The 19,052-nt window shown below is 72.6% G+C and carries 14 protein-coding genes and 1 pseudogene; 4 read left to right on the forward strand and 11 right to left on the reverse strand.

All coding sequences use genetic code 11. The features are described 5' to 3' along the window. Positions 1 to 329: 329 nt before the first annotated feature. Positions 330 to 1,337, reverse strand: coding sequence for a stage II sporulation protein M (locus ACGFYU_RS34335; RefSeq protein WP_393831220.1), 1,008 nt, complete (start codon positions 1,335 to 1,337; stop codon positions 330 to 332). Positions 1,338 to 1,449: 112 nt separating this feature from the next. Between ACGFYU_RS34335 and ACGFYU_RS34340 the strand changes: the two genes are divergently transcribed. Further along, positions 1,450 to 2,430, forward strand: a complete 981-nt coding sequence (locus ACGFYU_RS34340; protein ID WP_393831221.1) for an RDD family protein — start codon at positions 1,450 to 1,452, stop codon at positions 2,428 to 2,430. 4 nt (positions 2,431 to 2,434) lie between these two features. On the opposite strand, the gene ACGFYU_RS34345 is transcribed toward ACGFYU_RS34340, so the two are convergent. After that, complete coding sequence (locus tag ACGFYU_RS34345) at positions 2,435 to 3,052, reverse strand: hypothetical protein (RefSeq protein WP_393831222.1); 618 nt, start codon at positions 3,050 to 3,052, stop codon at positions 2,435 to 2,437. An 89-nt stretch (positions 3,053 to 3,141) separates the two neighbouring features. Next, a complete protein-coding gene (ahcY, locus tag ACGFYU_RS34350) occupies positions 3,142 to 4,578 on the reverse strand; it encodes an adenosylhomocysteinase (RefSeq protein WP_393831223.1) in 1,437 nt (478 codons plus the stop codon). 348 nt (positions 4,579 to 4,926) lie between these two features. Here ahcY and ACGFYU_RS34355 point away from each other — a divergent pair, with 348 nt between their 5' ends. Further along, a complete protein-coding gene (locus tag ACGFYU_RS34355) occupies positions 4,927 to 7,011 on the forward strand; it encodes a fructose-specific PTS transporter subunit EIIC (RefSeq protein ID WP_393831224.1) in 2,085 nt (694 codons plus the stop codon). Between the two features lie 60 nt (positions 7,012 to 7,071). Then, positions 7,072 to 7,437: pseudogene (locus tag ACGFYU_RS34360) on the forward strand (S26 family signal peptidase); the annotation flags it as partial. A gap of 56 nt (positions 7,438 to 7,493) precedes the next feature. Here ACGFYU_RS34360 and ACGFYU_RS34365 read toward each other — a convergent pair. The 6 genes from ACGFYU_RS34365 to ACGFYU_RS34390 all read right to left on the reverse strand — a co-directional run bounded on the left by ACGFYU_RS34365 (position 7,494) and on the right by ACGFYU_RS34390 (position 13,210). Then, a complete protein-coding gene (locus ACGFYU_RS34365; protein WP_393831225.1) occupies positions 7,494 to 8,417 on the reverse strand; it encodes a cation diffusion facilitator family transporter in 924 nt (307 codons plus the stop codon). A gap of 71 nt (positions 8,418 to 8,488) precedes the next feature. Then, positions 8,489 to 9,646 (reverse strand): mannose-6-phosphate isomerase, class I, encoded by a 1,158-nt coding sequence (gene manA, locus ACGFYU_RS34370; RefSeq protein WP_393831226.1) that lies wholly within the window; start codon positions 9,644 to 9,646, stop codon positions 8,489 to 8,491. A gap of 39 nt (positions 9,647 to 9,685) precedes the next feature. Further along, on the reverse strand, positions 9,686 to 10,819 hold the full coding sequence (locus ACGFYU_RS34375; RefSeq protein ID WP_393831227.1) for an SIS domain-containing protein: 1,134 nt from the start codon (positions 10,817 to 10,819) through the stop codon (positions 9,686 to 9,688). A gap of 70 nt (positions 10,820 to 10,889) precedes the next feature. Then, complete coding sequence (locus ACGFYU_RS34380) at positions 10,890 to 11,075, reverse strand: Trm112 family protein (protein ID WP_037797711.1); 186 nt, start codon at positions 11,073 to 11,075, stop codon at positions 10,890 to 10,892. A gap of 311 nt (positions 11,076 to 11,386) precedes the next feature. Next, the gene (locus ACGFYU_RS34385) at positions 11,387 to 12,757 is read right to left on the reverse strand and encodes a phosphomannomutase/phosphoglucomutase (RefSeq protein WP_393831228.1); all 1,371 of its coding nucleotides are present in this window, start codon (positions 12,755 to 12,757) and stop codon (positions 11,387 to 11,389) included. A gap of 78 nt (positions 12,758 to 12,835) precedes the next feature. Continuing rightward, positions 12,836 to 13,210, reverse strand: coding sequence for a DUF3499 domain-containing protein (locus ACGFYU_RS34390; RefSeq protein WP_393831229.1), 375 nt, complete (start codon positions 13,208 to 13,210; stop codon positions 12,836 to 12,838). Positions 13,211 to 13,300: 90 nt separating this feature from the next. Here ACGFYU_RS34390 and ACGFYU_RS34395 point away from each other — a divergent pair, with 90 nt between their 5' ends. Next, positions 13,301 to 13,780, forward strand: coding sequence for a metallopeptidase family protein (locus tag ACGFYU_RS34395; protein WP_393831230.1), 480 nt, complete (start codon positions 13,301 to 13,303; stop codon positions 13,778 to 13,780). A 5-nt stretch (positions 13,781 to 13,785) separates the two neighbouring features. Here the strand turns inward: ACGFYU_RS34395 and ACGFYU_RS34400 are convergent, their stop codons facing one another. After that, on the reverse strand, positions 13,786 to 15,273 hold the full coding sequence (locus tag ACGFYU_RS34400; protein ID WP_393831231.1) for a DUF5719 family protein: 1,488 nt from the start codon (positions 15,271 to 15,273) through the stop codon (positions 13,786 to 13,788). Further along, positions 15,270 to 18,848, reverse strand: coding sequence for a glycosyltransferase family 2 protein (locus tag ACGFYU_RS34405; RefSeq protein WP_393831232.1), 3,579 nt, complete (start codon positions 18,846 to 18,848; stop codon positions 15,270 to 15,272). The genes ACGFYU_RS34400 and ACGFYU_RS34405 overlap by 4 nt, the downstream gene beginning before the upstream one ends. Between the last annotated feature and the right edge of the window lie 204 nt (positions 18,849 to 19,052).

The following is a 19,052-nucleotide window of genomic DNA, read 5'->3' on the forward strand; positions in this document are numbered from 1 at the left end:
TTCTTGCGTTTCCGACTCTATCAGACTCTTTCGGGCCCGATTTCCTCGGCGCTTTCCAGGTTCTACGCTTTCGCGTTTTCCCTTTCCGGCGATTCAGACTCTATCAGAAGTTCTCCACCGGATTTCCCCGGCTTCGGATCCTCAATGAAGAGTCGATTGTGCCCCGGTGGAATTCAATTCCATCTCAAGGGCGAGACAAGATTATAAACCGTCGCTGCTGGGCTTGTCCAGTCCAGGCAACCGTTCGAATCTACCTCCCCGCTCGCTCCGTGTCAACGGCCTTCGCGGGACGACGAGGAGACTAGCAGCTCAGCAGGCTTGTACGCACATCAGGCCGCGGTGGGCTGCGTGGCCGTGCGGTCCGCGGCCTCCACGTCGCCCGCCTCGCCGGTGCGGGAGGCGCGGCCGCCCAGGATGTAGACGTACAGGAGGAAGGCCGTTTCCGCGGCGACGCCGATGGCGATGCGGGCCCAGGTGGGCAGGCCGGAGGGGGTGACGAAGCCTTCGATCAGGCCCGAGACGAACAGGACCACCGCCAGGCCGATGGCCATGCCCAGAGCGGCGCGGCCCTGTTCGGCGAGGGCGGTGCGGCGGGTGCGGGGGCCCGGGTCGATGACCGTCCAGCCCAGGCGCAGGCCGGTGCCGGCGGCGACGAAGACCGCCGTCAGTTCGAGGAGGCCGTGCGGGAGGATCAGGCCGAGGAAGACGTCGAGGCGGCCGGCGGCGGCCATCAGGCCGAGCCCGACGCCGAGGTTGGCCATGTTCAGGAAGAGGATCCAGAGGACGGGGATGCCCAGGAAGGCTCCCAGGACGAGGCAGATCGCGGCCGCCTGGGCGTTGTTCGTCCAGACCTGGGCCGCGAAGGAGCCGGCGGGGTGGCTGGAGTAGTACGTCTCGTACTCCCCGCCCGGCCGCGTGAGGGCCTTCAGGTCCTCCGGGGCCCCGATGGCGCCCTGGACCTCGGGGTGGGTGGCTATCCACCAGCCGATGAGCACGCCGAGGGCCGTCGAGAGCAGGGCGGTCGGTATCCACCAGCGGCGGCTGCGGTACACCGCGGCCGGGAAGCCGACGGTGAAGAAGAGGGCCGCGTCGCGCCAGCCGGCGCGGCGGGTGCCCGTCACCGTGGCGCGGGCGCGGGCGACCAGCTGGGTCAGCCGACCCGTGAGCATGGGGTCGGGGGCGCTGGACTGGATCAGCGAGAGATGGGTGGAGGTGCGCTGGTAGAGGGCGACGAGCTCGTCCGCCTCGGCCCCGGTGAGCCTGCGGCCGCGGCCCAGGAGCTGCTCCAGGCGGGCCCATTCCGCGCGGTGTGCCGCCACGAAGACGTCGAGATCCATCCGGTTGCCGCTCCCCTGCCCCAGGTCCCCTGCCAGTGCTCTCTTGCACGTGTGGTCAGCTTGGCAGACTGGATGCCGAAGGGGCGGGGCAGGTCACGTGAAAGGTGATGCGGTGAGCGATCTGGTGACGGGGGACGCGGTCGTCCTGGGGTTGAGGCCGGCGAGGCTGCCGAGCCGGGCGCTGGCGATCGTCCTCGACCTGGCCGTGTACGTCGCCGGGTATCTGCTCCTCTCGGTCGGGCTGGCGCTCGCGACGGCCTCGCTGGACGAGGCCGCCCTGGCGGCGGTGTCGGTGGCGAGCTTCCTCCTGCTGCTGGTCGGTGTGCCGATCGCGGTGGAGACGCTGACGCACGGGCGGTCGCTGGGCAAGCTCGCCTGCGGGCTGCGGGTGGTGCGGGACGACGGCGGGCCGATCCGGTTCCGGCACGCGCTGGTGCGCGGGGCCATGGGGGTCGTGGAGCTGCTGATGACCTTCGGGTCCGTGGCGTGCATCGCCTCGTTGGTGTCGGCGCGCGGGCGGCGGCTCGGGGACGTGTTCGCGGGGACGCTCGTGATCCGGGAGCGGGTGCCGGGGGCGCGGGTGATGCCGGTGCCTCCGCCGCCGCCGTGGCTGGCCGGGCGTTTCAGCGGGCTGGACCTGTCGGCGGTGCCGGACGGGCTGTGGCTGGCGATACGGCAGTACCTGACGCGGATGAACCAGCTGGATCCGCAGGTGGGTGCGGCGATGGCGGCGCGGCTCGCGGACGATCTGGTGGCGCGGACGGGGGCCCTGCCGCCGGTGGGGGTGCCTGCGGCGGCGTTCCTGATGGCCGTGGTGCACGAGCGGCAGTCGCGGGACGCGGCCCGGGCCTTCGCGGGCGCCCAGGGGGCGATGGGGGCGATGGGGCCGGTGCATCCGGCGGCGCCCGTGGCTCCCGTGGCTCCCGGCATGCCTGCGATGCCTGCGATGCCCGCCGGTCCCGGGCCGGCCGCGGCGCCGTACGTCCAGGGTCCGGTCGGGGCATCGGCGCCGGATGCCGCGCCCGTGGCGCCCGTACAGCCGCAGGCTCCCGCGGCGGCTCCGCGCGCCGGCGGGTTCGCGCCGCCGGCCTGAGCGGCTACTCCTCGAAGGTCGAGGGCGGGGTCTCCAGGTGTTCGAGCTCGATGCCGGGGGCCGAGAGGACCACGTCGCCGGCGATGTGGATCGTGTGGACCTCGCCGGTGTCCAGGGCGCTGACCTGGTACTCGTCCACCAGGAGCGGGCCGCTGTCGGTGGGGTGCTCCTCGCGTCGCAGCAGGGCCCACGCCTGGTCGACCGTACGGGGGGCCAGGACGGGGTCGGTGAGGGCGACGAGCCGGACGCGGGTTGCGGGGGCTCCGGGGGTCAGGCGGAGCAGGCGGGCCGTGGCGATGAGGAAGGCCGGGGAGGTGCCGGTGAAGCCGGGCGCGCGGACGTTGCCTTCGGTGGCCTCGGCGCCCGTGGGGTCGGTGCGGACCCAGGTGACGCCGTCGATGGCGGCCCCGCGGACCTGCCAGCTCGATGCGTTCACTTCGAGGCGGATGGGGCGGCCGAGTTCGTCGATGGCCAGGTCGACCGAGCCGCGGTGGTCGCCGTTCGGGGCCGTGAGCTGGGAGACGTAGCGCCAGCCGGAAGGGCCGGGGGCGCAGTGGAAGTGCTCCTCGCCGAGCGGGGTGTGGTCGTGCGGATCGTGGAGGGAGTAGCGGCCGCGGGGCATGGGCTGGGTCCTTGCGTGCGTACGTATGGGGCAGGCCCCCGGCACGGGTGCCGGGGGCCTGACTGAGGTGCTGCGGATCTGCGGGGAGATCAGTAGCGGTAGTGGTCCGGCTTGTACGGGCCCTCGACGTCCACGCCGATGTAGTCGGCCTGCTCGGGGCGCAGGGTGGTGAGCTTGACGCCGAGGGCGTCGAGGTGGAGGCGGGCGACCTTCTCGTCGAGGTGCTTGGGCAGCACGTAGACGTCGGTCGGGTACTCCTGCGGCTTCGTGAAGAGCTCGATCTGGGCCAGGGTCTGGTCCGCGAAGGAGTTCGACATGACGAAGGACGGGTGGCCGGTCGCGTTGCCCAGGTTCAGCAGACGGCCCTCGGAGAGGACGATCAGGACCTTGCCGTCGGGGAACTTCCAGGTGTGGACCTGCGGCTTGACCTCGTCCTTGACGATGCCCTCGATCTTCGCGAGACCGGCCATGTCGATCTCGTTGTCGAAGTGGCCGATGTTGCCCACGATCGCCTGGTGCTTCATCTTGGCCATGTCCGAGGCCATGATGATGTCCTTGTTGCCGGTCGTGGTGATGAAGATGTCGGCGATCTCGACGACGTCGTCCAGCGTGGCGACCTGGTAGCCGTCCATGGCGGCCTGCAGGGCGCAGATCGGGTCGATCTCGGTGACGATGACGCGGGCGCCCTGGCCGCGCAGGGACTCGGCGCAGCCCTTGCCGACGTCGCCGTAGCCGCAGACGACCGCGACCTTGCCGCCGATGAGGACGTCGGTGGCGCGGTTGATGCCGTCGATCAGGGAGTGGCGGCAGCCGTACTTGTTGTCGAACTTCGACTTGGTGACGGCGTCGTTCACGTTGATCGCCGGGAAGAGCAGGGTGCCCTCGGCCATCATCTCGTAGAGGCGGTGGACACCGGTGGTGGTCTCCTCGGTCACGCCGCGGATCTCGGACGCGAGCTGCGTCCACTTCTGCGGGGTCTCGCCGAGGGTGCGGCCCAGCAGGGTGAGGATGTGGCCGTACTCCTCGGAGTCCGCCGTGGACGGGTCCGGGGCCGCGCCGGCCTTCTCGAACTCGACGCCCTTGTGGACGAGGAGGGTGGCGTCACCACCGTCGTCGAGGATCATGTTCGGGCCGCCGGTGGGGGTGTTCGGCCAGGTCAGCGCCTGCTCCGTGCACCACCAGTACTCCTCCAGCGTCTCGCCCTTCCAGGCGAAGACGGGGACGCCCTGCGGGTTCTCCGGGGTGCCGTTCGGGCCGACCGCGATGGCGGCGGCCGCGTGGTCCTGGGTGGAGAAGATGTTGCAGGAGGCCCAGCGGACGTCGGCGCCGAGCGCGACGAGGGTCTCGATGAGCACGGCGGTCTGCACGGTCATGTGCAGGGAGCCGGTGATACGGGCGCCGGCCAGGGGCTGGGCCTCCGCGTACTCGGCGCGGATCGACATCAGGCCCGGCATCTCGTGCTCGGCCAGCGTGATCTCCTTGCGGCCGAAAGCGGCAAGGGAAAGGTCTGCGACCTTGAAGTCCATGCGTGCTGCTCCTCGTGGTTCGAGAGGGGTGGGTACGGCTGAGCCGTGCGCCGTCCTGGGGACGGAGCACCGAGCACAGTCCGTCGGAGGCCCTCTCTCCCCTCGGCCGGTCGCGAAGACCGCCCAACTGCCATCAGCAGCGACGTCTGACACTGATGACGAATCTACACCGATCGGCGGAGCCTGCCCCAGTTGATCGGAGACCAAGTCGCGGAGCGGTTTCAGGTCCTCCGGCGGGCAGGTTTAGGGCCTTTCGGACTTTTGATCCAGCCCTTACCTGGGGAAGGATGCCGGTGGATCGGAACACTTGCGCGATCCCGCAGGCCCATTGGCGTGAAGGAGATTTCCGTGACCAGTCCGGCAGGCCCTCCCGTAGGCGGGGGCGTTGGGGGCACCTCCCAGACGGAGTCTGGGGGAGGGCAGAAGCGCCTGAAGCTGCTCGCCGTGACCGCGTGCCCCACGGGGATCGCGCACACCTACATGGCCGCGGAGAAGCTCCAGCAGGCCGCCGAGCGCCTCGGTGTCGACATGAAGGTGGAGACGCAGGGATCCATCGGCGCCGAGAACGTGCTCTCTGACAACGATGTCAGAGAGGCGGACGGCATCATCATCGCCGCGGACAAGGAGGTCGACCGCGCGCGCTTCGCGGGCAAGCGGGTCCTGTCCACCGGTGTCGCCGACGGCATCCACAAGCCGGAGGAGCTGATCGAGCGCGTGCAGAGCGCGCCCGTGCAGAGTGGGACGGCCGCGGCGGCCGGTTCCGGGGGCGGCGGCAAGGAGCGCAGCCTCGCGTACAAGGCGCTGATGAACGGCGTCTCGTACATGATCCCCTTCGTGGTGGTCGGCGGTCTGCTGATCGCGATCTCGCTGGCGCTGGGCGGTCACGCCACGGCCGAGGGGTACGCGGTCACCCCGGGCACCTTCTGGGACCACGTCTTCCAGATCGGCGTGCTGGGCTTCACCCTGATGATCCCGATCCTGTCCGGCTACATCGCGTACGCCATCGGCGACCGGCCCGCGCTCGTGCCCGGCATGATCGGCGGCTTCATCGCCAACACCGGCGCGCTCTACGACTCCAAGTCGGGTGCCGGGTTCATCGGCGCGATCGTGACGGGTTTCCTGGCGGGTTATCTGGTCCTGTGGATCAAGAAGGTCAACGTCCCCAAGGTCGTCCAGCCGATCATGCCGATCATCGTGATCCCGATCGTGGCGACGACGGCGCTCGGCCTGTTCTTCATCTACGTCATCGGCAGGCCGATCTCCTGGGTCTTCGAGAGCCTCACCAGCTGGCTGTCCGGCATGACCGGCACCAGTGCGATCCTGCTCGGCGCCCTCCTCGGCCTGATGATCGCCTTCGACATGGGCGGGCCGGTCAACAAGACCGCCTTCCTCTTCGGTACGGGCCTCATCGCCTCCGGCAACTACGCCGTCATGGGCATGTGCGCGGCTGCCATCCCGGTGATGCCGCTCGGCCAGGGTCTGGCGACGGTGCTGCGGCGCCAGCTGTACTCCGAGCAGGAGCGTGACACGGGCATGGCCGCGCTGTTCATGGGCATGTTCGGCATCTCCGAGGGCGCCATCCCGTTCGCCGCGGCGCGGCCGGCGATCGTGATCCCGGCGAACATGCTGGGCGGCGCGGTGGCCGGTGCGATCGCCGGTGTGGCGGGCGTGGGGGACCACGTGCCGCACGGCGGTCCGATCGTGGCCGCGCTGGGCGCGATCAGCGGCTGGGCCTGGTTCCTGATCGCGATCGCGGTGGGCACGGTGGTGACCGCGCTGACGACGAACGCACTGATCGACATCAAGGAGCGCAAGAACCGCGGGGCTGCCCCGCAGGTGCCCGTGTCGCCCGAGCCGGTACTGGCCGGTGTGGGCGCGGGTGTCGGCGCCGGAGCGGGTTCCGGTTCCGTCGGCACGGCCGTACGGGCGCAGGCCGCGCCCGGAGCGGCGGCCGCCGCTCCGGCCGCGCAGCCGGAGGAGGTGCTCTCCGGGTACCTGACCGAGCAGACCGTCAAGACGGAGCTGGTCTCGGACTCCAAGGAGGCCGCGATCCGCGAGATGGCGGAGATGCTGGCCACCACCGGCAACGTCCGGGACGTGGACGAGCTCGTACGGGTCGCCCTCGCGCGGGAGGCGCAGGGCACGACGGGCCTCGGCGAGTCGATCGCGATCCCGCACGCCAAGACGGACGCGGTCAGCCGGCCCACGGTGGGCTTCGCCCGGTCGGACGAGGGCATCGAGTGGGGTGCGCTGGACGGGACGAAGGCGCGGCTGGTCTTCATGATCTCGGTGCCGGAGGCCGCGGCCGGGGACGAGCACCTGCGGATCCTGGCGCTGCTGTCCCGCAAGCTGATGGACACCGGCTTCCGGGAGCGGCTCCAGTCGGCTGCGGACGAGGCGGCGATCCTGGACGTGCTGCGCGAGATCAGCTAGCTCCCCCGTCCTCCCCTCGGGCCCCGAACCACCCCCTCCGGGTCCCTCAACGGGCAGCCGCTCGACGAGCCCTACGTGCTGAACGGCGCCCCCGGGGCCGGCGGGATGCGCTTCGACGTCACGGTGCCGCAGGGCCGGGTCTTCATCCTGGGTGACAACCGCGGCAACTCGGCGGACTCCCGCTTCCACCCGGACAGCAACGGGGGGACGCTGCCGGTGTCGGCCCTGACCGGGATCGAGGAGGACCGGGAGGGCGCGGTGCAGGTGGGACTCGGTCTGGCCATGACCGCCGGGACGGCCGTCCTCCTCGTGGGCATCGGACTGGGGATCGCCGCGCTGGTGGTGCGGCGGCGCAGGCCCGTGGCGTACGCGCAGCCCGTGTGGGGGGCCACGAGCGTCGAGCCTCCGCCGGGGCAGCAGCCGTAGGACGTACGAAGGCCCCCGCGGGCCGCTGCCCGCGGGGGCCTTCGTACGTCCGTGGACTACTTGACGGCGTCCGGGCGGTAGATGTCCGGCTCCAGGTAGATCACGCGGGCGATCGGGACGGCCTCGCGGATGCGGGCCTCGGCGGCGTTGATCGCGTTCGCCACTTCCGCCGCGGTGTCGTCGTGCTGGACGGCGATCTTGGCGGCGACCAGGAGCTCCTCGGGGCCGAGGTGCAGGGTGCGCATGTGGATCACGCGGGTGACGGTGTCCCCGTCGACCACGGCTGCCTTGATCTTCTCGACCTCTTCGGTGCCGGCGGCCTCGCCGAGCAGCAGGGACTTGGTCTCCGCGGCCAGGATGACCGCGATGATGATCAGCAGCACACCGATGCACAGGGTGCCGATGCCGTCCCAGACTCCGTTGCCGGTCAGCAGGGCGAGGCCGACGCCGCCGAGGGCCAGGACCAGGCCGACGAGCGCGCCGAGGTCCTCCAGCAGGACCACCGGGAGCTCGGGGGCCTTGGCCCGCTTGATGTACTGGCCCCACGACAGCGAGCCGCGGGTCTCGTTCGACTCCTTGATGGCCGTACGGAAGGAGAAGGACTCGGCGATGATCGCGAAGACGAGGACGCCGACCGGCCAGTACCACGCCTCGATCTCGTGCGGGTGCTTGATCTTCTCGTAGCCCTCGTAGATCGCGAACATGCCGCCGACCGAGAACAGCACGATGGAGACGAGGAAGGCGTAGATGTAGCGCTCGCGCCCGTACCCGAAGGGGTGTTGCGGGGTGGCCTCGCGCTGGGCCTTCTTCCCGCCGAGGAGCAGCAGGCCCTGGTTCCCGGAGTCCGCCACCGAGTGGACGCTTTCCGCGAGCATCGACGAGGAGCCGCTGAAGAGGAACGCCACGAATTTGGCTACAGCGATGGCGAGGTTGGCGGCGAGTGCCGCCACGATCGCCTTGGTACCGCCCGACGCGCTCATGGGTGCAGGGTGTCCTTCCTAGCCACTGACTACGGCCGCACATTGTTGCAGCCGTCACGGCGGACGCTACGTCAGATCACCACGGTGGCGCGGAAAACAGTGCCAGTACCGAACAGTTCGGACTTTTCGCCTGCCCGGACCCAGACCGACTCGCCGGGGGCCAGGGTCAGTTCGCCGAGCCTGGGGGAGCCCGAGGTGCAGAGGAGGATCTGCGGGGTGTCCGCCGGGAGGCTCCGGGGGGCCGCGCCCGGAGGCAGGACGAAGCGGGAGAGCCGGAATTCGTCGATGGGGGTCTCGTAGACCTCCTCGCCGTCACCCTCGGGGCGCAGGACGTGCGGGTCCCCCGGCTCGAACTTCACGATCTTCAGCAGCTCGGGCACGTCCACGTGCTTGGGGGTGAGCCCGGCGCGCAGCACGTTGTCGGAGTTGGCGAGCAGCTCGACGCCGAGGCCCTGGACGTAGGCGTGCGGGACTCCCGCGCCGAGGAACACCGCCTCGCCGGGCTGGAGCCGGAAGGGGTTGAGCAGCATGGCCGCGATGACGCCCGGGTCGCCCGGGTAGTCGTGGACCAGGGAGGCGTACGGGGTGTACGCGCCGCCCAGGCGTTCGGCGGCGGCCGCGGCTTCGGTGACGGTGTGGGCCATCTCCTCGCGGTCCGCGGTCAGTACGGCGGTCAGCACCTCGCGCAGCGCGGCGTCCTCGGGGTGGGCGCGCAGCAGGTCTGCGTACGGCTTGAGCGAGCGGACGCCCAGGCCCTCGATCAGATCGGCGGCCTGCTGCGGGGGGCGGAAGCCGCACAGTCCGTCGAACGGGGTGAGCGCGCACAGCATTTCGGGCTTGTGGTTGGGGTCCTTGTAGTTGCGGTGGGCCGCGTCGATCGGGACCCCGCGGCGCTCCTCGTCCTCGAATCCCGCCCGGGCCTGGGCCCGGTCGGGGTGGACCTGGAGGGAGAGGGGGGCGCCGGCCGCGAGCACTTTGAAGAGGAAGGGCAGCCGCGTGCCGAACTTGGCGACGGTGGCCGCGCCCAACTCGCCGTCGGGGTCGGCGGCGATGACGTCCGAGAGGGCCGTCTCACCGTTGCCGCGGTCGATGCGGGAGGGGGCGCCGGAGTGGGCTCCCATCCACATCTCGGCCTGGGGTTCACCGGTGGGTTCGACGCCGAACAGCTTCGGAATGGCGGTGGTCGATCCCCAGGCGTAGGGGCGAATGGTGTTGGTCAGGCGGTCCATCGTCGTCTTCCTGGATAGCGCCGGGCACGGGGGTGTACCTCAGCTGTGTCCCCCGGAGGCCAACGCCAGGTAGGCGGTGGCGAAATCCGTGACGGCGAGGAGTTCGGCGAGCTGTTCCAGCTCCACGCCCTCCTCCGGTTCGAGCTCGCTGATGGCCGTGTCGTGGCTGAGGGCGAGTTCACGTGCGGCGGGGGCGGCGGTGAGGCCGCCCGTCGGCCGGTCACGCAGCAGGACGACTCGGGCGCGCAGAGCCTGGGGCTCTTCGACCCGGTCACGGAAGAAATCTTCGGGATCGGCACCGGCGGCGAACGAGCCGGAGAGCAGGACTCCGTGGGCGGGGAGCGCCTCGGGGAGCGCGGCGGCCAGTGCGGGGCGGCCGGCGAGCTCGGCGAGGGTGGCGGCGAAGCGGCGGCCCGCGGGGCCCGCGCCTTCGCCCTCGCTCCAGATGAGCGGGAGGGAGTCGGCCAGCTCGGCCGCGAGCGTCTTGGCCGGGTTGGAGTAGGTGGCGATGGCGGGGCCGCAGCGCTCGGCGGTGCGGTCGAGCCGGTCGGCGACGAGCTGGAGGGTGTCGGGGGCGGCGGTGATCAGGCCGACCTTGTCGAGGAGCAGGAGGAGGGGCGTCAGCAGGGCCCACAGGGCTCCCGGTCCGGCCGCGGCGGACTCGTCGTACTCCTGGTAGGGGGCCTTGGCCATCGGTACGAGGAGCCCGTGCGCGCCGTCCACCGCCTCGCTCAGCGGTGAGCGCTCGGGGGCGACGGCGACGACGGTGCAGCCGCGCCGGTAGGCCTGTTCGGCGAGGACGCCGAGGCCGGGCTCGGTGCCGTCGGTGGTGGCGATGAGCAGCAGGTCGACGGGGCCGGCCCAGCCGGGCAGGGCCCAGCGCAGGGCGCCTGCGGCGTGCGCGACGCCGGTGGGGTGCAGGCGGGTGACGGGCGCGGAGGCTCCGGCGAGGGCGCCGAGCAGGTCGGCGACGCCGGTGGCGGCGGTGCCGGGGCCCGCGATCAGGACGGCGCGGGGGCGGCCGTCGGGGCGCAGGTCGCCGAGGCCCGCTTCGGCCGCGTGCCGGGCCGCGGTGCGGACTCTGGCGCCGGCCTCTGCGGCGCCTCGAAGAAGGCCCCGCCGGTCGGCGCGGGCGAGATCGTCCGGTGCGTCGAGGAGCGACTCGTCGAGCATGGCGGCCTCCGGCTGTTGTGTGACGGAACCAGTCTGCGTCTGCGCTGCGCTGCGCTGCTTGTGCCGCGGATCAGGCGGGGCGGCGGGCCTCGTCCACGAGGAGGACCGGGATGCCGTCACGAACGGGGTAGGCGAGGCCACAGTCCTGGCCGGTGCAGATCAGCTCGGGGGCCGTCTCGTCGGCCGACTTGTCCTCGAGGGGCGAGTGGCAGGCGGGGCAGGCGAGGATCTCCAGCAGACCGGCTTCGAGCGGCATGGGGCGGGTTCCCTTCGGGGGTGCGGGTGGGGCGTGGTCAGCGTACCGCCGAGTCACCTTCGGTGCCGAGTCACCTGCGGTGTGGCCTGCGGGGTCTTGGTGCGGGGTCGGTCCGGGGCTCCGCCCCAGGGAAACCCGGCTCCGCCGGGCACCGGGCTCCGCCCGGACCCGCGCCTCAAACGCCGGCGGGGCTGGATCTGCCCTTGGTTCACAGGTGCGGCTCAAGAATCGGGGCTCCGCCCCGGACCCCGCGCCTCAAACGCCGGCGGGGCTGGGTTGCGCGGCGTGCGGCCCAGCCCCGGTCCGGTGGATCAGGCGCGGATGAGGGTGAGGGCCTCGTCGCGGATCTTGGACAGGGTCTCCTCGTCACGGGCCTCGACGTTCAGGCGCAGGAGGGGCTCGGTGTTGGAGGCGCGGACGTTGAACCACCAGTCCGCCCCCGTGACCGTCAGGCCGTCGAGTTCGTCCAGGGTGACGTCATCCCGGCCCCCGAACCTGGCCTTCACCGCCGCCAGGCGGGCCGCCTGGTCCGCGACCGTCGAGTTGATCTCCCCCGAACCCGCATAACGGTCGTAGGAGGCCACCAGGCCCGACAGCGGGCCGTCCTGCCCGCCCAGGGCGGCCAGCACGTGCAGCGCCGCCAGCATCCCCGTGTCCGCGTTCCAGAAATCCTTGAAGTAGTAGTGCGCCGAGTGCTCACCACCGAAAATCGCACCCGTCTTGGCCATCTCCTCCTTGATGAAGGAATGCCCCACCCGGGTACGGACCGGGGTGCCGCCGTGCTCCCTGACAACCTCCGGAACCGACCACGAGGTGATCAGGTTGTGGATCACCGTGCCCGTACCCCCGTTGCGCGCCAGCTCACGCGCCGCGACCAGCGCCGTGATCGCGGACGGGGACACACCCTCGCCCCGCTCGTCCACGATGAAACAACGGTCCGCGTCCCCGTCGAACGCGATACCCAGATCCGCACCCTCGGCGATCACCCGGGCCTGGAGGTCCACGATGTTCTTCGGGTCCAGCGGATTCGCCTCGTGGTTCGGGAACGTGCCGTCCAGCTCGAAGAACATCGAGACCACATCGAGGGGCAGGCCCTCGAAGACCGTGGGAACCGTGTGACCGCCCATCCCGTTGCCCGCGTCCACCACCACCTTCAGCGGGCGGATCACCGACAGATCCACCAGTGACTTCAGGTGCGCCGCGTAACCGGCCAGGGTGTCCTGCTCCGTGACCGTGCCCGGAGTGGTCCCGGCCGCGATCGCCGGGGCACCCTCCTGCGACCACTCCTCCACCAGCTCACGGATCTGCGACAGACCCGTGTCCTGACCCACCGGCGCCGCACCCGCCCGGCACAGCTTGATCCCGTTGTACCGGGCCGGATTGTGCGACGCCGTGAACATCGCACCCGGCAGGTCCAGCGACCCCGACGCGTAATACAGCTGATCCGTCGAGCACAGACCGATCAGCGTCACGTCCACACCGCGGGCCGCCGCGCCCCGCGCGAACGCCGCCGACAGACCCGGCGACGAGGGACGCATGTCATGGCCCACCACGATCGCCGCAGCACCCGTGACCTCCACGAATGCGGCACCGAACAGCTCCGCCAACGACTCGTCCCACTCGTCCGGCACGACGCCACGCACGTCATACGCCTTGACGATGTTCGAAAGATCTGCGGCCACTGCCTGCCCTCCTGAAGGTTCCATGCGGTCCGGCAAACCTACATCGAACCCGGAGCGGCTCTTCAGATGATCAGGGCGTCAGGAATCGGGCGATCTCAGGACGCGGAGGTGTCCGCGACGCGTCTCGCCGGTGGACGGGCCGTTCGGGCCGGACCCTCCCGCCTCGGCCGCGCGCTCGGGCGGGCGGGCGGCTTCGCGTACGGCGTTGGCGAGGGCTTCGAGGTCGTCGCCACTGGGGCGCGACGGGGCCGACCCGTCGGAGAGACGGACGACCTCCCAGCCGCGCGGTGCGGTCAGGCGCTCCGAGTGCTCGGCACACAGGTCGTAGCAGTGGGGTTCGGCGTACGTGGCGAGCGGGCCGAGAACTGCGGTCGAATCGGCGTAGACGTACGTCAGTGTCGCGACGGCAGGGCGGCCGCACGCGGTGCGCGAACAGCGACGTACAAGGCTCACGACGTTGGACGGTACCGCACTCTTGACCGGGCCGCGACGACTCTCCTGCCGCTCACTCCCCCGTGTCGTGCCGAGGGCTACCCTGCGGGGGTGACCGACAGCCCCCTGCCTCCCCGCCCCGCCGAGCCCCCCGTGGGGGCCCCCGCCGAGCCGCGCCCGCGTCGCCGGGACCGGCACGGGCGCGGGATGCGGGGGCCGGTGGCGCCCCCGCAGGTGCCGCTGTCCGCGAGCCGGGCGGAGCTGTTCGGGGACCTCGTACGGGATTCCGTGGAGCGGTTGGAGCGGCGCTGGCCGCAACTGGCCGACGTGGAGTTCCTCGTCGGTGACGTGCCGGGGCCGCCGGGCGGGCCCGACGGCGGCTGGAACGACGAGGCGGTGCCGTTGGGCGGGCTGCACGAGGCCCGTGACGGCCGGCCGGCCCGGATCGTGGTCTTCCGGCGGCCGGTGGAGATCCGGACGAAGTCGCGGGACGAGAAGGCGCTGCTCGTGCACGAGATCGTCGTGGAGCAGGTCGCGGAGTTGCTGGGGCTGTCCCCCGAGACCGTTGACCCGCGTTACGGGCAGGACTGAGCGGGCTACCGGGTCAGGACCGAGAGGTCCTCGGTGGCCTTGGGGACCGCGACGGTGGAGTGGTCGTCGGACAGGGTCTGGACGGTGAACATCGCGATGCCGTCGTTCGGGAGGGACAGCATGCGGGCCGCGTGGACCGGGCCGCCGGAGAGCGTTTCGACGGTGAGGGCGTAGGACCCCTTGGCGCCGGCCGGGGCGATGTCGACCTTCTGGGTCGTACCCGCCTTGACCGTGACCTCCTGGGAGGCCGGTTCGCCGCCGCCGGTGCCGGGCGAGGCCGTCACCTTGACCTTGGCGTCCTTGTCGCCGGGGACCGTGAGCGCCAGTACGGTCGCGTTCGCGTCGGGCCGGTTGTCGGCCACGGTGGCCCGGGTGCCCACCGGCGCCGCGGCCGGGACGAAGCCGAGGTCCTGCTTGGCGCCGCTGCCGCGGACCACCCGTACCGCCGCGACCACGGGCGTGGCCCGCTTGGGGTCCGCCGGGGTCAGGACCAGGGAGCCCTGTTCGCCGCGGGTCACGTCCTTGAGGTCCACGCTCGCGGTCATGCCGGCCTTGACGTGCAGCTGTTCGTTGTCGGCCGGGGTGATGGGGCCGCCGGGGCCGGCCAGCCGGATCTTCAGGTCCGCGTCCTGCTCGCCGGGGACGAAGGCGACCAGCCGTACGGAGGCGGCGTCGGCCGGGATGCCCGGCAGGACCAGCGAGCCCGCCGGGTCCGCGGCGGCCGGCAGCCAGTCGGCGCCCACGCCCTCCTCCGCGGCCTGCACCGCGGCACCGACCCGGCCGGCGCGGGTGGTGACGTGGGCGGTGGCGTCGGCGAGCTGGGTTCCCGGGACGAGGGAGGACAGCAGGACGGACTTGCTGGACTTGGGGTCGATCCGGATGCCCTCGCCGGTGCCGGCCTCGGCCTTCGCCAGCCCGTCGGGGCCGAAGAGCTTGATGTCGACGACCGCGGCGGCGTCGTCGGGGTTGGTGAGGTGGAGGTAGTCCTCGCGGCCCTTGGCCGTGCCGACGGCCGGGAACCAGAAGTCGGTGCCGGGTGCGGTGCAGCCGACGCCGAGGAGGCCGCGGAACCGGCCGACGGAGACCTTGGTGGTCTGCTGGGCGGTCCAGCCGGGGGCGAGGATCCCGTCGGCGCTGCCCGTCAGCGCGGGGGCGTCGGCGCCGGTGGCGGTGGCCCCGAAGGGCTTGCCGACCTCCTTGGACTCCAGTACGGGCTTGGCCTCCTTGGTGGCGCCGAGCAGCCGGGCCGAGCCCTTGCCCTCGGCCGGGGCGGCCTTGCCGGGGGTGAAGGCGGTGTACGTGGTGTCCGCGATGTCCGAGGAGCTGGGCGCCGGGCACACGAGCAGGGACCGCTCCACGGGCATCCGGGACGCCGATGCCTCGGCGTCGGCCGCCTTCCCCTCGGCGGAGGGGGCGGTGAGGGCGGCGAGGCCGGTGAGGGCGGCGAGCGCGGCGGTCACGGCCGCCAGCGTCAGGGGGGCGCGCTGCTTCACTGCTGGGGGCTCCCGTCGGGACGCGGGTCGTGCCGTTCGTACGGCTGGTACGGGTACGGGTACTGCTGCTGCTCCGGGTCGTGGACCGGCTGGTGCTGCTGGTACGGGTCCTCGTAGGCCGGGTACGGGTCGTACTGCTCGTACCCCTGGGGCTGCTGCCCGGGCTGCTGCGGTTCGTAGGCGTAGCCGCCCTGGTCGCCGTAGGCCTGGTAGGCGTACGTCTCCTCGCCGTAGGCCGGCTGTGCGGGGATCTCCGCGTACGGGTCGGCGGCGACGGCTGCCTCCACGGGTGCGGGGGCCTGCTCGGCCTCCGCGCGCAGGCGGCGGGCGCGGCGGCCTTCGCCGGGCTCGCCGGGGCCGGGCTGGGCGGGGATCGCGGCGTCCTCCTCGGGGAGGTCGTCGTCGAGGCGCCGGCGGCGGCCGGGCAGGGCCATCACGAGCAGGACCAGGGCGAGGAGGCCCTGGGCCCAGTGCCAGGCGGTCCTGAGGAGGGAGTCCTCGTGGACGAGGTCGAGGCGGCCGCCGTCGGCGGGCAGTTCGAAGCCCTGCGCCCAGCCGTCCAGGGTCTCGGGCTTGAGGGGCTTGCCGTCGAGGGTGGCCTGCCAGCCGGAGTCGGCGCGGTCGGCGATGCGCAGGACGCGGTCCGCCTCGCCGGCCGGGATCTTGCCGTGGGCCTCGACGGGGCCCGCGGCGACCGGGATCGGGGCCTCGCCCTGCTTGCCGGAGACGATGACGACGCGCGGCAGCCAGGGTTCGACGCCCCAGAGCGCGGTGCCGTCCTGCTGGTGGCGGCGGCTGAGGCCGGGGGTGGCGTCGAGGACGCGGCGGATGTCCTCGGGGCCGCCGGGGCGGAACATGACGAAGCGGATGGCGTAGGCGCTGAGCTGGCTGGACTGGTCGGCGCCGGAGCCGGCGACAAGGTTGGAAACGACCTTGTCGAGGCGGGGGTCGCTGCCGGCCGCGGCGGTGGTCTCGGCGTCGCCGAGGCGGCCGCCGGAGCCGCGGACGAGGCTGTAGGAGACGGTGCCGGGCCGGTCCAGGTCGAGGATCAGGGTGCGGGTCTGGTTGTCGTCGCCGCCGGCGTCGGCGACGAAGGCGGGGACCTGTACCGGGTCGCGGCGCTGGAGCGGGCCGTCGGCGCCGGCGAGCAGCCAGGCGGCCGCGGCGAGCAGCGGTCCGGCCGCAGCGGCGAGGGCGATGAGCGCGGCCAGCGGCTGGCGCCAGCCGAAGCCGTGGGCGGCGAGCCGGTCCTTGGCGCCGTCCGCGCCGAGTGCGGCGGCGGCCAGCAGGGCGAGCCCGTAGACGAGGGTGGCGGGGCCGGCCCAGGCGCTGCGGTTGAGGAGTACGGCGAGGAGCAGCGCGGCGAGGGCCGCGGCCCAGGCGGTGCGGACGGCGAACTGCCGTTCGGTGCGCAGCAGGGCGCCGAGGGCGGCGAGGACGATGCCGAGGAGGAGCAGGCCGCCGGTGGTGCCGGGGCCGCCGGGGCTGGTGCCGAGCAGGTCCAGGGCGGTGGCGGAGCCGGTTCCGTAGGGCAGTCCGGCCTCGTTCAGGAGGCGGCCGGGGTGCGTGAGCAGGCCCAGTGACCAGGGGGCGAGGACGAGGACGGGGACGGCGAGGGTGGCGAGCAGCCGCAGTCCGTACGTCTTCCAGTGCGCTCGGCGGCGAATCAGCGCGGCGGCGCCGAGGGCGGCGGCGAGCGGCCAGACGACGGGGGCGAAGGCGGTGGCCAGGGTCAGCAGGAGGGTGTACGTCCACACGGCGCGCCGGCCGGTGCGGTCCCCGTCGGCGCCGAGGCCGAAGGCCGCGACGGCGGAGCGGGCGATCAGCGGCAGCAGGACGGCGAGGACGGCGGTGCCGAGGCGGCCGCCGGCGAGGGCCCCGGTGACGGCGGGCAGGAAGGCGTAGGCGATGGCGGCCCAGGCGCGCAGCAGCCGGGATTCGACGAGCGGCCGGGAGGCGAAGTAGGCGGTGAGTCCGGCGAGCGGGACGGAGCCGACGAGCAGCAGGGTGAGGGCGGCCTGGGTGGAGCCGAAGAGCAGGGTGGCGAAGGCGCCGAGGACGGCGAGGTAGGGCGGTGCGTCGGCGGTGGTGCCGGTGGAGACGGCCTGCCAGCCCTCGGTGTAGGCGCGCCAGAGGTCGGGGCCGCTGTCGGGGGCGGGGAGCAGGGCGCCGCCCATGAGGGAGCCGCCGCCGATGAGGGCGCGGCAGGCGCCCAGGGACAGCAGCAGGAGGAGGCCGAAGAGGACGGGGGCGGGGTTGCGGGCGATCCGCTTGAGGCGGGCGAAGCGCTCGGTGTCCTGGAACTCCTCCTCGCCGGGGGCGGTGAGGATGCTGCCTCCGCCGTGCCGGCCCGCGGGGGCGGCGTCGGTGTCGCGGCCGTCGGCGAAGTAGCCGGCGAGCTGTTCGGCGTTGGCGCGCAGGGAGGCGCCGGGCGGGGGGAACAGCGGGCGCAGTTCGGCGGCGGGGACGACGGGCCGGCGGCGGCGCTTTCGGGCGCCGAGGATGCGGCCGGGGCGGAGCAGGACGGCGAGGAGGCCGGTGATCTCGTCGACGGCCTGGCCGGGGGCCTTGCCGACGAGGTAGGCGAGGGTGCGCAGGACGGTGCCGAGCAGGACGCGCAGCAGGACGTAGGGCAGGGCGCGGCCGGAGCTGTTGGCGAGGATCGTGTAGACGGCGCCGGCCTTGTCGACGCGGTGGGGGCTGGCGCTCGTACGGCCGGCGCAGTCGACGGTGCGGCGTTCGCGGGCGGAGGCCTCGGCGTGGCGCATGACGGCGTCGGGGGCGACGAGGACGGTGTGGCCGGCGCTCTGGGCGCGCCAGCAGAGGTCGACGTCGTCGCGCATGAGGGGCAGGCGGCGGTCGAAGCCGCCGAGGGCGTCGTAGACGTCGCGGCGCACGAGCATGCCGGCGGTGGAGACGGAGAGGACGGGGCGGACCTGGTCGTGCTGGCCCTGGTCCTGTTCGCGTCTGTCGAGGCCGGTCCAGCGGCGGCCGCTGCGGGCGATGGTGACGCCGGCTTCGAGGAGCTGCTTCTTGTCGTACCAGCCGCGCAGTTTGGGGCCGATGACGGCGGCGTCGGGGTTCTCGTCGGCGACGCGCAGCAGTTCGGTGAGGGCGTCGGGTTCGGGGGCGCTGTCGTCGTGCAGGAGCCAGAGCCACTGGACGGGTTCGCCGTGGGGGAGTTCGGGGAGGTCGTAGGCGTCGTCGCGCCAGGTGCGGCTGACGGGGTCCCAGCCGCTGGGGCGCTTGAGGTACGGGAGGTCCTCGGGGGTCAGGGTGCCCGCGGTGCGGACGGATTCGTCGACGGCGGTGCCGAAGCCGGTGCGGCGGGCGAGGTGCAGGACGCGGTCGTCGCCGAAGGCTTCGCCGAGCAGGCGCGCGGATTCGTCGGCGCTGCCGGTGTCGGCGGCGATGTGGTTCTGCGCGGGGCGTTCCTGGCCGAGGAGGCCGGCGAGTGTCCGGGGCAGCCAGCGGGCGCCGTCGTGGGCGACGAGGACCGCGGTGACGACGTGCCGGGGGAACTCGGGTGTGGCGGGGGCCTGGTGGGCGGCCGCCGACTGGCTGTGCAGGGACATCGCGCTACTGGCCCTCCGGCCTGGGGGTCCCTCCGGTACGGGGTCCGGGGGGAGGGTCCGAGGGGGGTGGGCCCTCGGAGGCTGCTGGACAGCGCCCCACCCTAACGGCTGGAAAAGCGGCGGTCCGCCTCCAGCGGGGAAGGTGCAGGAGGCGGACCGTTTGCTCTGCGCGGTGCCGTGTGGGCCGTACGGTTCGATATGTCG

The organism is Streptomyces sp. NPDC048337, from assembly GCF_043201175.1.
Classification (GTDB): Bacteria; Actinomycetota; Actinomycetes; order Streptomycetales; family Streptomycetaceae; genus Streptomyces.

Bases quoted from the DNA above. Each gene is read 5' to 3' on its own strand.
- ACGFYU_RS34365 (WP_393831225.1), bottom strand. From the start codon at position 8,417: ATGAGCGCGTCGGGCGGTACCAAGGCGATCGTGGCGGCACTCGCCGCC.
- ahcY (WP_393831223.1), bottom strand. From the start codon at position 4,578: ATGGACTTCAAGGTCGCAGACCTTTCCCTTGCCGCTTTCGGCCGCAAG.
- ACGFYU_RS34380 (WP_037797711.1), bottom strand. From the start codon at position 11,075: ATGCCGCTCGAAGCCGGTCTGCTGGAGATCCTCGCCTGCCCCGCCTGC.
- ACGFYU_RS34335 (WP_393831220.1), bottom strand. From the start codon at position 1,337: ATGGATCTCGACGTCTTCGTGGCGGCACACCGCGCGGAATGGGCCCGC.
- manA (WP_393831226.1), bottom strand. From the start codon at position 9,646: ATGGACCGCCTGACCAACACCATTCGCCCCTACGCCTGGGGATCGACC.
- ACGFYU_RS34345 (WP_393831222.1), bottom strand. From the start codon at position 3,052: ATGCCCCGCGGCCGCTACTCCCTCCACGATCCGCACGACCACACCCCG.
- ACGFYU_RS34375 (WP_393831227.1), bottom strand. From the start codon at position 10,819: ATGCTCGACGAGTCGCTCCTCGACGCACCGGACGATCTCGCCCGCGCC.
- ACGFYU_RS34405 (WP_393831232.1), bottom strand. From the start codon at position 18,848: ATGTCCCTGCACAGCCAGTCGGCGGCCGCCCACCAGGCCCCCGCCACA.